A 13,002-nucleotide genomic window follows, 5' to 3' on the forward strand; every position below is an offset into this window, starting at 1 on the left:
CGATCATCATCTTTCAGATGATCCGCGTTCTCTGTTTTTACGCCTGCTGCGCAGGCGAGCGGGAGCAAGCTCCCTCGCCACGGGGGGGCAGAGGTGAAATATAGATATGTAAACGCGACAGAATAATGTCGCATATCGGATAGTTCGCCCTCAAACAGTGCGTTTGTCGGACAAATTCGTTAGGCTAGCCGCCATTTTGCGATTGCGGCCCACAAGGTTGCTGCGCGCTAAACGGGTCAGTCCCAAACGGACCGGCAGCATTTCCCTCACCCTTCAGGGAAATCCCTCTCTAAATTCCGATTCAGTAGTGTGGTATTTCCTTAATGAAAGTGTTGAAAGGCCAGGACATTCTGGCACTTGGTTTTATGACGTTTGCCCTGTTCGTCGGGGCTGGCAACATCATCTTCCCGCCTATCGTCGGTTTGCAGTCCGGGCCCCATGTCTGGATGGCGGCGCTGGGCTTTCTGATCACCGCGGTGGGTTTGCCGGTGGTTACCGTGATCGCTCTGGCCAAGGTCGGTGGCGCCATGGACGCCCTGAGTAGCCCGATCGGTAAAGTCGCCGGTGGTGTGCTCGCTGCTGCTTGCTACCTGGCCGTGGGGCCGCTGTTCGCCACGCCGCGTACCGCTACGGTGTCCTTCGAAGTGGGCTTGGCACCGCTGACTGGCGAAAGTCCGCTGGCGCTGTTCCTCTACAGTGCGGTGTACTTCCTGGTGGTGTTCTTCATCTCGCTGTACCCGGGTCGCCTGCTGGATACGGTCGGCCGTTTCCTGGCGCCGCTGAAGATCATCGCACTGGCCGTCCTCGGTATCGCGGCATTCATGTTGCCGGCGGGTGACGTTGGTCAGGCAACCCCCGAATACATCGCGGCGCCGTTCTCCCAAGGGTTTATCAATGGTTACCTGACCATGGATACCCTGGGCGCACTGGTATTCGGCATCGTCATCGTCAACGCCATTCGTTCCCGTGGCGTCGAGTCCCCGGCCTTGATCACCCGATACGCGATCATCGCCGGGCTGATTGCCGGCGTTGGTCTGGTGCTGGTGTACGTGAGCCTGTTCCGTCTCGGCTCAGGCAGCCATGAAGTGGCAGCCGGCGCGACCAATGGCGCGGCGGTACTGCACGCTTATGTGCAACACACCTTCGGCTCCCTGGGCAGCGGTTTCCTGGCTGTGCTGATCTCCCTGGCGTGCCTGGTCACCGCAGTCGGCCTGACCTGTGCCTGCGCCGAGTACTTCAGCCGAGTGCTGCCGCTGTCCTATAAGACACTGGTGGTGATCCTGGCGGCGTTCTCGCTGGTGGTGTCCAACCTGGGCTTGACCAAGCTGATCGCGTTCTCGATCCCGGTACTGACCGCTATCTACCCGCCGTGCATCGTGCTGGTAGCCTTGAGCTTCTGCAAAGGTTTCTGGCTGGAACAGGGCCGCATTGTCGGGCCGGTGATGCTGGTGTCGTTCCTGTTCGGCTTGATCGACGCACTCAAGGGGGCGGGCCTGGCTGACTGGATGCCGACCCAACTGGCGCATCTGCCGCTGGCTGAGCAAGGCCTGGCGTGGCTGGTGCCGTGCGTCTTCACCCTGGTGGTCGCGGTCGCTTGTGACCGTATGCTGGGCAAGCGCAGCGAAGCCCTGGCTTAAGCTTCACGGCTCGTCACGAGCGGGCCGGCCAAGTAGAAACAGAAATGCCCCGTATCAATCGATACGGGGCATTTTTACTGGTGAGTGCCGTTATGTCTCCTGATAGCGGACCACCGTTGCAGGATCTGTTTTGAACGTGCAATCGCCGGATACCAGGATTTTTTGGTTGGGCTGTACCAACACCGATAGCCATTCTTCGCGACCGGACCCGATATCTGTTACTCGGTATCCGCCGTCGCCAAATGAGGAATCAAGCTCCCCGTTTATCTTATAGCGTGCGATCAGGCAGCTTTCGCTGCCTTTCAAGCCTATTGAGCCTACGACAACGAGGTGGTCTCCTGGGGTCGCGGAGATGGCCCTCCATCGACAGGCCAGACCGGAAGGGAGTTCTGTGACGACTGGTTTACCACCGTTGAACACCCGATTGGGTTTGCCGTTGCTATCGAGCGCAGCCAGGATTCCTCTTCGTTTCGATTCGGTTGTATCAAAAATATCGGTATCCATCAGCCCGGTGACAAATAAGCTGCCGTCATCGCGTAAAAGCAAGCCGTAAACAAGTGTCGCCGCACTGCCGCCCTCGGCAATGCTGAAAATCGAATAACCGTTATCTCCAAAGCCAAGATCCGGAGTGCCATCGGCATTGAAGCGAGCAATCGTTCCCTTTCGTTCTCGATTGATGCCTGCGACGGTAATACTTCCGCTTGCCGATACCCCTACCGCGTGGGTATTACTCAGTCGAACACTGAATTCAAAATCCTCGCTTCCATCGCTGAGATATCGCCTGACCTTGTTTCCGATTGCCGTTACGAGCTCCCCATTTGGTCCTATCGCTGTAGCGAGACGAAGGGCGTTGCGCTTGTTCTCCAGGGCGGCCGGGGCTTGGGGAGGCTCAGAGGCACTGGGAAGGGGAGGAATGTAAATGCCCCCATCTCCAAATGTGTTGTCCAGTGATCCATCCGCTAGAAATCTTGCAAAGGCCAACTGAGCCAAATGGCCGTAGTGCGTACCTATGAGCAGGGTCTTGCCGTCATTGAGTAAATGAGCGCCATATGTCTCTGCGTGGATATTTTTCTTGAAGCCTCCTGTCACGATGCCATTGGCTCCGAAATTCGGGTCGGGAGCTCCATTTTCAAGTAATTGAACAAGTTGAAATTGCAGCAGTGCCGGCTCTGTGGGAACACCCACTGCGGACCCCGCGAGCAGGATTTTCCCGTCGTCGCGGATTCCTAAGATTTGCATGGGCAAACTACCAGGAGCAAATTCATAGAACATACCGCGATTCGCAAAATCAGGGTCAAAGCCCTGTTCAACGGGATCAATTTTGATATGGGACATGATTGGACTCGCTGCGTAAATGAAGTGGAATCCCGGCGAACGCATTCATACGGGATGACCTCTCAAGTTACTCACCGTTGAATTGCATTGATAGCTGTTAGAAGTGACAGCTATCGATCCTTTTTTTTTAATAGGCTCCGCATATCAGTCTGGCGTGCATGAAGGATATTTGTTCATTGTCCAGATTTGACTGCTTGGCAGCCGTTGCTGGCATAGTGAAGTTCTAACGTGTCTTTTTCCTTCTGGCCACGTCGAATCTGTACGTGTGCCCTGCGTGGAAAACCTGCGATTGAATCCATGCTGCCAAGCTTTCTCCCCAGTCAAAATCAAACAAGGACCTGCATGTCGTTCATCCACGCCAACCTGATTCACCTTATCGCCGCGCTCTGGTTTGCCATCTGCTGGGGCGGCTACACCCGTTATGCATCGTGGAAGGGCCGTGACACCGCGTGCCTGGCCAGCGTACTGCACTTGTACCGTGAAGACTGGATGCGCCGCATGCTGCTGCGTGACAACCGCATCGCCGACGCCAGTGTGATCGGCAACCTGGAGCGCAATGCCTCGTTTTTCGCTTCCAGTACGTTGATTATCCTCGCCGGTATTCTCACGGTGCTGGGGGCGTCCGAGCGGGCGGTGTCGTTGCTGGCGGATATTCCGATGGTCCAGCAGGCTTCCCAGGGGATGTCGGAGATCAAGCTCCTGTGCCTGGCGCTGGTGTTCGTCTATGCCTTCTTCACGTTCAGTTGGTGCATGCGCCAGTACAACTTTGCCGCGATCCTGGTGGGGTCGGCACCGATGGTGGGGGAGCGCCATGTTTCCGAGCAGGAGCGCAAGGCGTTTGCCGCACGGGCGGCGCGAGTGATCTCGATGGCGGCCAACCAGTTCAACTTCGGTTTACGTTCCTATTACTTCGGCATGACCATGCTCGCCTGGTTTGTCAGCCCCTGGTTGTTCATGTTGATGAGCGCCGGCGTAGTGCTGGTGTTGTATCGTCGGGAGTTCCATTCCGATGTGCTGGAGGTCATGGTCTATACCCCGACCGAGGCGCCATTGCCTGAGGCGGGCAAAGAGGCGGCTTGATGGCGCACACCCCACAAGTGGCAGGTTGATGGATAGCCTGCCTGTTCGTTGCTGCCAATGTTGAGTCCGGTATTCAGGGCGATCCTGCTCCACGCCTGTATTACGGACAAAAGAAAACCCGCACAAGGCGGGTTTTCTTTTGTCACACTAAAAACCGAATTAGTTCTTAGGTGCTTCCGGAGCGGCTTCTTTTGCTGCTTCTACGCTCGATTCAGCCTGATCTTTGGCGGCTTCGGCGTTTTCTTTTGCCGCTTCGTTCACTTTATCCTGAGCTTCGTTCATTTTTTGCTGGGCTTGCTCAGCAGGTTGGTTAGGCGCTTGAGCTTTGTCCTCGGATTTTTTATCGCAGGCAGCGAGACCGAGGGAAGCGGTCAACATCAAGGCAATAGCTAAAGTCTTACGCATGGGGTGTTTCTCCTTGTGGAAAATATCTAGTTGGCCTTTCGAACGCGGCGTCATGGGTTAAGTTCAATGTTTCGTTCAGATATATAAGTTTGTTCTTTCGGGAACTTTTTCTTACACCCTCAATGGCTGTGCCACGTCACTGCAAAGAGTCTTTCTCGAATGACAGAAAACCCCGTTTTTGAGCGTGCAATGCGGTTTTTATCGGCGCTGCGTCATTGCCAGGTATTGGGCTTGCGCATACACAGTGCCGATCACGAAGGACTGACCATTACCTTGCCCTATAGCCCACAGATCGTCGGAAATCCACAGACGGGGGTGATTCATGGCGGCGCGATCACCTCGTTGATGGACACCGCTTGCGGCATGGCAACACTGTGCGTGCTGCCGGAGTTCGAGGTGTGCCCGACCCTGGATTTGCGGATCGACTACATGCATCCGGCCGAGCCTCATAAAGATGTGCATGGCTTTGCCCAGTGCTACCGGGTGACGACTGACGTTATTTTTACCCGCGGCTTTGCTTATCAGGACGACCCCGAACAACCGATCGCCCACGTGGTCGGGACCTTCATGCGCATGGGCAAGGGCGTCAAAGGCACCAAGGGCTTTGGCGGTGTGATCAGTGGTGAGACGAAATGAGCGATAACTTCAAGGCACAATTGCAGCAGGCCCATGAGCGCGGCGATTACGCTTCGGTGCTGCGCCTGATTCCCTACGCCAAGCTGATTGGCATCGAGTGTTCGAGGGTCGGGGATGAACTGCTTTTTCGCCTGCCGGCCAACAAGGACAATATTGGCAACCCGCTATTGCCGGCGATTCACGGGGGCGTGATTGCCGGCTTCATGGAGTTGGCGGCGGCCTTGCACCTGCTGGTGTTCACCGGCTCCCCGGGGGTGCCGAAAATTATCGATTTCTCCCTCGATTACCTGCGTGCCGGGCAGTTTCGCGATACCTATGCCAAATGCCAGGTGTGCCGGCAGGGGCGACGCGTGGCCAATGTGGCGATAACCGCGTGGCAGAGCACCGAAGCCGAGCCGATTGCTACGGCACGCGGACATTTCAAGATTGAAGAACATCCTGGCCCTTGAAATCCGGCTCTGTGCCCCCAACTCTGATGACATCCCGCCGCCACCCCTTCAGGGAGCGGCCACTGCCATCCAATCGGAGTTTGATGACCATGACCGTGGAAACTCAAAAGGAAACCCTGGGCTTCCAGACCGAGGTGAAGCAACTGCTGCACCTGATGATTCATTCGCTGTACTCCAACAAGGAAATTTTCCTTCGCGAACTGATCTCCAACGCCTCTGACGCTGTCGACAAATTACGTTTCGAAGCCCTGTCCAAGCCTGAGTTGCTGGAAGGTGGCGCCGAACTGAAAATCCGTGTGAGCTTCGACAAGGACGCGAAAACCGTCACCCTCGAAGACAACGGTATCGGTATGAGCCGTGAAGATGCGATTACGCACCTTGGCACCATTGCCAAGTCCGGCACCGCCGATTTCATGAAGCATCTGACGGGCGACCAGAAGAAAGACTCACACCTGATCGGTCAGTTCGGTGTCGGTTTCTACTCCGCCTTCATCGTCGCCGACAAGGTTGATGTTTTCAGCCGCCGTGCGGGCCTCGCGGCGAGCGAAGGCGTGCACTGGTCGTCCAAGGGCGAAGGCGATTTTGAAATCGCCACCCTCGACAAGGCCGACCGTGGCACTCGTATCGTGCTGCACCTGAAGTCCGCTGAAGACGAGTTCGCCGATGGCTGGCGTCTGCGCAACATCATCAAGAAGTACTCCGACCACATCGCGCTGCCGATCGAGTTGCCAAAAGAGGCCGCTGCCGCTGAAGGTGAAGAGGCTCCGGCCATTGAATGGGAAACCGTCAACCGTGCCAGCGCCCTGTGGACCCGTCCGCGTACCGAGATTGCGGATTCGGAATACCAGGAGTTCTACAAACACATCGCCCACGATTTCGAGAACCCGCTAAGCTGGAGCCACAACAAGGTCGAAGGCAAGCTGGAATACAGCTCGTTGCTCTACGTGCCGGCCCGTGCTCCGTTCGATCTGTACCAGCGCGAAGCGCCGAAGGGCCTGAAGCTGTACGTGCAGCGTGTGTTCGTCATGGACCAGGCTGAGTCGTTCCTGCCGCTGTACCTGCGCTTCATCAAGGGTGTGGTCGACTCCAACGACCTGTCGCTGAACGTGTCGCGGGAAATCCTGCAGAAAGACCCGATCATCGATTCGATGAAATCGGCGCTGACCAAGCGCGTGCTGGACATGCTGGAAAAACTGGCGAAGAACGAGCCTGAGCAATACAAGGGCTTCTGGAAGAACTTCGGTCAGGTCATGAAAGAAGGCCCGGCTGAAGATTTCGCCAACAAGGAAAAAATTGCTGGCCTGCTGCGTTTTGCCTCCACTCAGGGCGACGACGGCGAGCAGGTTGTAGGCCTGGCTGACTACCTGGCTCGCGCCAAGGAAGGCCAGGACAAGATCTACTACCTCACCGGTGAAACCTACGCACAGGTCAAGAACAGCCCGCACCTGGAAGTCTTCCGCAAGAAAGGCATCGAAGTGCTGCTGCTGACCGACCGTATCGACGAGTGGTTGATGAGCTACCTCAGCGACTTCGACGGCAAGAGCTTTGTCGACGTGGCACGCGGTGACCTGGACCTGGGCAACCTGGACTCGGAAGAGGACAAGAAAGCCGCGGAAGAAGTCGCCAAGTCCAAGGAAGGTCTGGTTGAGCGGATCAAGAGCGCGTTGGGTGACAACGTTGCCGAAGTGCGGGTTTCCCACCGTCTGACCGACTCCCCGGCGATTCTGGCCATCGGTGAGCAGGACCTGGGCCTGCAGATGCGTCAGATCCTGGAAGCCAGCGGTCAGAAAGTGCCGGACTCCAAGCCGATCTTCGAATTCAACCCGGCTCACCCGCTGATCGAGAAGCTCGACGGTGAGCAGAGCGAAGAGCGTTTTGGCGACCTGTCGCACATCCTCTTCGATCAGGCGGCCCTGGCTGCCGGCGACAGCTTGAAAGACCCGGCCGCCTATGTGCGTCGGCTGAACAAGTTGCTGGTTGAACTGTCGGTTTAACCGCGTTGTAGAAAAACCCGCTTCGGCGCAATGCTGTTCAGTTAAGGTGATGAGGTCGCAATTGTAGGAGCGAGCTAGCTCGCGATGGACGTTAACGATTACGCGTACTTTCTGAGTAACCACGTAGTTCTTGAGTTCATCGCGAGCGCGCTCGCTCCTACAAAGGTCGGCGTTCGCTTAATTGAACAGCATTGCTGCTTCGGCGGGTTTTTTCATTCTGGCGTTTCTTTACGGGAGTGAGTCATGAGTCAAATCACTGTGCGTTCCGTGGTCTATCAGGTTGATGGCAAGTCGTATGAAAGTCGTCTGGCGTTCGATGCCAGTCATTCGGGTCCGCGTCCGGGCCTGTTGATGGCGCCGAACTGGATGGGTGTCGGCGCCGGTGCCGAGGAGATCGCCAAATCCGTCGCTTCCAAGGGTTACGTGGTGTTGATCGCGGACCTCTATGGCCAATCGGTGCGTCCGCAGAACAACGATGAGGCGGGCGCGGCGATGATGCCGCTGAAGAATGACCGTCCATTGCTGCGCAAGCGCATGCAAGCGGCATTCGAACAGCTGCAGAGCCAGGGCGAGGTGGCGGTCGATACGTCGAAGCTGGCCACGTTCGGCTTTTGCTTCGGCGGTTGCTGCGCATTGGAGTTCGCCCGTACCGGCGCGCCATTGAAAGCGGCTGTGTCGTTCCACGGTACCCTCGATACGCCGAACGTCAACGATGGGAAAAACATCAAGGGGTCGGTGCTGGTGTTGCATGGTGCCGCCGATCCATTGGTGCCCAAGGAGCAGTTGCCGGCATTCGAGGCTGAGATGAATGCTGCAGGCGTGGATTGGCAGTTGTTGAGTTATGGTGGGGCGGTGCATTCCTTTACAGATCCCCATGCCAATGTGCCGGGGATGATGATGTATGACGCGAAGGTCGCCGGTCGTGCGTTTGCTTCGATGCATAACCTGTTGGATGAAGTGTTCAAGGGGTGAGGGGTTGTTCGCGGGTAGTCAGCTCATGTGGGGGCTGGCTTGCCCGCGGTGGCGGCCTGACAGTCGACCATTCTTTTGCAGGTGTACATATCCGTTGTTGCGGTAACTGCGGCTGGCGGTTTCGCCCTTACGGCGACTCCCTTTGGCAAGCGCCCCAAAGGAAGCAAAGGTCTTCGCCCCGAGCGTCCGGCCCCTCGCCAAGGCTCGGGGTTCCCTCACTCCGGCATTCTTCAGGGGGCATCGCCTCCGGTCGGCTTCGCTCGACCTCCTCTCGATGTGTTCGGCTGCGCCGAACGGCGCTACGCGCCAGCCCCCTGATGAACGCCTACGTTCGGCCTCCCGAAGGGGCGGGTGGATCAAAAGCCAAAGCCAAAGCCAAAGCCAAAGCCAAAGCCAAAGCCAAAGCAAGATCAAGAGCGGCAGGCGAGCTAACGCTCGGCCTGTTGAGTGGTTGGAGAGCGAAGCGAAGCTAAAAGCCTCCATCTTCTGGAGTATGGTGGGCTGATGTCTATGAGGTTGTCCGTCCGACGACCATGGCGCTCGGGTTGGCCGGTGGTGATTTCAGCCTCGGCCACTTGGCAGTTCGATCCGTTCATTTTCGCCCGGGACGGTTGGCCAGTCCCCGGCTTCCCAGCGTCGACGTGCTTCATCGATCACCACCGGGTCGCTGGCGACGAAGTTCCAGTTGATTCGCCGTGGTCCGTCCATCGGCGCTCCGCCTAGCAATACGGCGTGGCAGTCGCTTTCGGCGAACAGGCTCATTTCTTCGCCCGCTGGCAGCACCACCAACGAGAGTGGCTGAACGGTTTCGCCATTGAGCTGTGCGTCACCTGAGAGTACGTAGAGCGCGCGTTCTTCATGTTCGGTGGGGATCAGCAGGGTTGTTGCGGTTTGCAGTTCAAGCTCGGCGTACAGTGTCGGCGAGAGTACTGGAACCGGTGATTCCAGGCAAAAGCCCGTTCCGGCAATCATCCGGATCTTCACCCCGAGGTTGTCGCTCACGGGCAGGCTCGCGGCGGGGTGGTGGCTGTAGTGGCCGGGGCCTTGTTCGTGTTCCTTGGGCGATGCCAGCCAGATTTGCAGGCCGTGCAGTGTGAAGTCGGTCCCCCATAGTGCTTCGGGCGTGCGCTCGACATGGGCGATTCCGCTGCCGGCGGTCATCCAGCTGACGTCGCCCGGTCTAACGATCTGCTCCGATCCCAGGCTGTCCTTGTGCAGCAGTTCGCCTTCGAACAGGTAGGTGAGGGTGGACAGGCCGATGTGCGGGTGCTGGCGGATGTTCATGCCGCGGCCGGTCGGATAGGTCGTTTCGAGCATGTGATCGAAGAATACGAAAGGCCCGACGCTTCGGCATCTGGCCGAAGGCAGCGGGCGCAGGATCGGCTGGCCTTCGACGTCTTCGGCGCGCGGGCGGATGACGAGTGGAGTGTTCATATGGCATTCCAGGCTGTACGAATGATGCAGCTGAGCATAACCCGCACAGCCCGGGCGTGCCGCTATTGGCTGAACGGGCCTTCGGACAGGTGGGTTTCGATGCTCACTTCACTGGTGGTCATCAGCTTGTGGATCGGGCAACGGTCGGCGACCCGATGCAGTTCGTTGCGCTGGGCATCGGTGAGTACGCCCTTGAGGGTGAGTTTGACGTGCAGGGCGTATTGCCCTGTCTGCTCCTGGCTGTTGTCGTGTTTGACCTCGACCGTGACGCCGGTCAGCGGGATGCCTTTCTTCTGGGCGTACAGCTTGAGGGTCAGGGCCTTGCAGGCGCCCAGAGCCGCGTCGAAGTAGTCGTGTGGCTCGGGCGCCGAGCCTTCGCCTCCCGCGGACACGGGGACATCGGCAAAGAGTTGATGGTCATCGATCTGGACGCTGTGACGAAAACCTTCGCTGGATTCAGTGTTGACGATAACGGTCATGGCTAGCCTCTTGATCAGTGGGGGGGAGGAAAAGACCTTGCAGTTATAGAACATCCAGCGACCGAGGCGTTCCACTTTCTTGGCGGCCAGGGTCCAAGGGCGTTTGCCGGGGGGAGGTGTACCGCGCTTTGTCATCAGCCTGTCACCCCAGCGTCATACCCTCGCGCTCATCTCAATCAAGGAGCGTGATATGTCCCTCACCCGTTTAAGCGCATTGGCGGCGCTGATGTTGATCAGTGGCTTGGCCAGCGCTGAAGTCCGCGTTGAAGGTCCGGTGGAATATGGCGTGTTTGAAGGGCCTTCGGCCGAACTGCAATCGGGTGAGCGCGTATTGCGCCGCAGCAATGAGTCGATCCGGCAGACCGAAACCGTGCCCGCCAAACTCGGCACCAAGTTCGGTATGCGTTATCAGCTGGTGGGCAAAGTGGCCGAAGGGCAGCCGCTGACTCTGCTGTACTTCACCCCGGGCATTCGGACGGCGGACGGTGTGCGCCACGACAAATTCGAAGTGACGCAAAAACTGGTGCCTGGCGCGCCACAGGACGTGATGGCCTACGAGTTCACGGAAAGCCACGAAATCGTGCCGGGAGAGTGGCGTTTCATGGTGTTTCAGGGGGACCGCCTGTTGACCCAGCAACGCTTCACGGTTCGCTGAATCGATATCGGGTTCGTCTGTCAGCCGGCTTCCATCAGGTGTAATCCACCATTGGCAGTGATGTCAGCGATAAATCCCGGACAATAAAAAACGCCCCGAACCAGTCGGGGCGTTTTCATGTGCGGCGTTGTGGCGGGGTATTACTTGCCCTGCCAGCGCTTCAGTACCAAGGTGGCGTTGGTGCCGCCGAAGCCGAAGCTGTTGCTCATCACGGTGTTGAAGGCCACGTTTTCACGGGTCTTGGTCAGGATTGGCATGTCTGCCACTTCCGGATCCAGTTCGTCGATGTTGGCAGAACCTGCCATGAAGTTGCCTTCCATCATCAGCATGCAGTAGATCGCTTCGTGAACGCCGGCGGCGCCCAGGGAGTGACCCGACAGGCTCTTGGTGGAGCTGATGGCCGGGGCCTTGTCGCCGAACACTTCACGCACACCTTTCATTTCCATGACGTCGCCGACCGGAGTCGAGGTGCCGTGGGTGTTCAGGTAGTCGATCGGAGCGTCGACGGTGGACATCGCCATCTGCATGCAGCGGATGGCGCCTTCGCCGCTTGGCGCGACCATGTCGTAGCCATCGGACGTCGCGCCGTAGCCGACGATTTCCGCGTAGATCTTCGCGCCACGGGCCAGAGCGTGCTCCAGCTCCTCGACCACGACCATGCCGCCACCGCCGGCGATGACGAAACCGTCACGCTTGGCGTCGTAGGCACGGGAGGCCTTTTCCGGGGTCTCGTTGTACTGGCTGGACAGTGCGCCCATGGCGTCGAACAGGAACGACTGGCTCCAGTGTTCTTCTTCACCGCCGCCGGCGAACACGATGTCCTGCTTGCCCATCTGGATCTGTTCCATGGCGGTACCGATGCAGTGAGCACTGGTGGCGCAGGCAGAAGCGATGGAGTAGTTCAGGCCCTTGATCTTGAATGGAGTGGCCAGGCAAGCGGAAACCGTGCTGCTCATGGTCCGCGTGACGCGGTATGGGCCGACGCGCTTGACGCCTTTTTCGCGCAGGATATCCAGCGCTTCCATCTGGTTCAGGGTCGATGCGCCACCGGAGCCGGCGATCAGGCCGGTACGCGGGTTGGACACTTGCTCTTCGGTCAGGCCGGAGTCAGTGATGGCGTCTTTCATGGCCAGGTAGGCGTAAGCCGCCGCGTGGCCGACGAAGCGATAGATCTTGCGATCGATCAGCTCTTCGAGTGGTAGGTCAATGGAGCCGGAAACCTGGCTACGCAGACCCATTTCGGCATATTCCGGATTGAACCGGATGCCAGGGCGGCTTGCACGCAGGTTAGCGGAGACGGTCTCTTTGTCATTGCCCAGGCACGAAACGATGCCCAGACCAGTGATAACGACGCGGCGCATGCGAATAACCCTTAGAAGTTGTCAGTGGAGGTGAAAACGCCGACCCGAAGGCCGTCGGCGGTGTAGATCTCACGGCCGTCAACGCTGACCGAACCATCGGCGATGGCCAGGTTGAGCTTGCCCTTGAGCACGCGTTTGATATGAATGTTATAGGTGACTTTCTTGGCCGTCGGCAGTACCTGGCCAAAGAATTTCACTTCGCCCGAACCCAGGGCCCGGCCACGGCCCGGCAGGCCTTGCCAGCCGAGGAAGAAGCCGACCAGTTGCCACATGGCATCAAGGCCCAGGCAGCCTGGCATCACCGGGTCACCTTCGAAGTGGCAGCCGAAGAACCACAGGTCCGGAGTGATATCCAGCTCGGCGACCAATTCACCTTTGCCGTACTTGCCGCCTTCTTCACTGATCAGGGTGATGCGATCTACCATCAGCATGTTCGGGGCGGGCAGTTGCGCGTTACCTGGGCCGAACAGCTCACCGCGACTGCAGCGCAGCAGGTCTTCCCGGGTAAAGGCGTGTTGTTTGGTCATGCGAGCTCCTCAATAGTCCCATGTGGCAGGTGGGGCAA

General features: G+C 58.2%; 13 protein-coding genes. 7 read left to right on the plus strand and 6 right to left on the minus strand.

The annotated features are described in order from the left end of the window. The first annotated feature begins 323 nt into the window (after positions 1-323). A complete protein-coding gene (gene brnQ / locus AC3WQN_RS14465; RefSeq protein ID WP_103399428.1) occupies positions 324-1,637 on the plus strand; it encodes a branched-chain amino acid transport system II carrier protein in 1,314 nt (437 codons plus the stop codon). Between the two features lie 90 nt (positions 1,638-1,727). Here the strand turns inward: brnQ and AC3WQN_RS14470 are convergent, their stop codons facing one another. Continuing rightward, the gene (locus tag AC3WQN_RS14470; RefSeq protein WP_158248598.1) at positions 1,728-2,972 is read right to left on the minus strand and encodes an NHL repeat-containing protein; all 1,245 of its coding nucleotides are present in this window, start codon (positions 2,970-2,972) and stop codon (positions 1,728-1,730) included. A gap of 342 nt (positions 2,973-3,314) precedes the next feature. Between AC3WQN_RS14470 and AC3WQN_RS14475 the strand changes: the two genes are divergently transcribed. Further along, on the plus strand, positions 3,315-4,052 hold the full coding sequence (locus AC3WQN_RS14475) for a DUF599 domain-containing protein (RefSeq protein WP_095143807.1): 738 nt from the start codon (positions 3,315-3,317) through the stop codon (positions 4,050-4,052). Between the two features lie 159 nt (positions 4,053-4,211). Here AC3WQN_RS14475 and AC3WQN_RS14480 read toward each other — a convergent pair whose 3' ends face one another. Beyond that, complete coding sequence (locus AC3WQN_RS14480) at positions 4,212-4,457, minus strand: hypothetical protein (RefSeq protein WP_095143806.1); 246 nt, start codon at positions 4,455-4,457, stop codon at positions 4,212-4,214. A gap of 159 nt (positions 4,458-4,616) precedes the next feature. Between AC3WQN_RS14480 and AC3WQN_RS14485 the strand changes: the two genes are divergently transcribed. From AC3WQN_RS14485 to AC3WQN_RS14500, 4 genes are all read left to right on the plus strand, one after another. Continuing rightward, positions 4,617-5,093, plus strand: coding sequence for a PaaI family thioesterase (locus tag AC3WQN_RS14485; RefSeq protein ID WP_103399426.1), 477 nt, complete (start codon positions 4,617-4,619; stop codon positions 5,091-5,093). After that, positions 5,090-5,542 carry a PaaI family thioesterase gene (locus AC3WQN_RS14490; RefSeq protein ID WP_103399425.1) on the plus strand — a complete coding sequence of 151 codons (453 nt, stop codon included), beginning with the start codon at positions 5,090-5,092 and terminating at the stop codon, positions 5,540-5,542. The genes AC3WQN_RS14485 and AC3WQN_RS14490 overlap by 4 nt, the downstream gene beginning before the upstream one ends. 89 nt (positions 5,543-5,631) lie before the next feature. Beyond that, positions 5,632-7,536 (plus strand): molecular chaperone HtpG, encoded by a 1,905-nt coding sequence (gene htpG / locus AC3WQN_RS14495; RefSeq protein WP_103399466.1) that lies wholly within the window; start codon positions 5,632-5,634, stop codon positions 7,534-7,536. 243 nt (positions 7,537-7,779) lie between these two features. Continuing rightward, positions 7,780-8,508, plus strand: a complete 729-nt coding sequence (locus tag AC3WQN_RS14500) for a dienelactone hydrolase family protein (protein ID WP_103399424.1) — start codon at positions 7,780-7,782, stop codon at positions 8,506-8,508. Between the two features lie 561 nt (positions 8,509-9,069). Here AC3WQN_RS14500 and AC3WQN_RS14505 read toward each other — a convergent pair. Both AC3WQN_RS14505 and AC3WQN_RS14510 read right to left on the minus strand, forming a co-directional pair. Further along, entirely contained in the window at positions 9,070-9,942 is an 873-nt protein-coding gene (locus AC3WQN_RS14505; protein ID WP_103399423.1) for a pirin family protein, read from the minus strand. A 62-nt stretch (positions 9,943-10,004) separates the two neighbouring features. Next, positions 10,005-10,421: an OsmC family protein gene (locus AC3WQN_RS14510; RefSeq protein ID WP_095143801.1), complete on the minus strand. Its 417-nt coding sequence runs from the start codon at positions 10,419-10,421 to the stop codon at positions 10,005-10,007. 190 nt (positions 10,422-10,611) lie between these two features. Here AC3WQN_RS14510 and AC3WQN_RS14515 point away from each other — a divergent pair, with 190 nt between their 5' ends. Further along, complete coding sequence (locus AC3WQN_RS14515; RefSeq protein ID WP_103399422.1) at positions 10,612-11,076, plus strand: DUF3859 domain-containing protein; 465 nt, start codon at positions 10,612-10,614, stop codon at positions 11,074-11,076. A gap of 140 nt (positions 11,077-11,216) precedes the next feature. On the opposite strand, the gene fabB is transcribed toward AC3WQN_RS14515, so the two are convergent. Beyond that, entirely contained in the window at positions 11,217-12,437 is a 1,221-nt protein-coding gene (gene fabB, locus AC3WQN_RS14520) for a beta-ketoacyl-ACP synthase I (RefSeq protein ID WP_103399421.1), read from the minus strand. A gap of 11 nt (positions 12,438-12,448) precedes the next feature. Continuing rightward, positions 12,449-12,964 carry a 3-hydroxyacyl-[acyl-carrier-protein] dehydratase FabA gene (gene fabA / locus AC3WQN_RS14525; RefSeq protein WP_103399420.1) on the minus strand — a complete coding sequence of 172 codons (516 nt, stop codon included), beginning with the start codon at positions 12,962-12,964 and terminating at the stop codon, positions 12,449-12,451. Positions 12,965-13,002: the final 38 nt, after the last annotated feature.

It is taken from the genome of Pseudomonas sp. FW300-N1A1, from assembly GCF_058789115.1.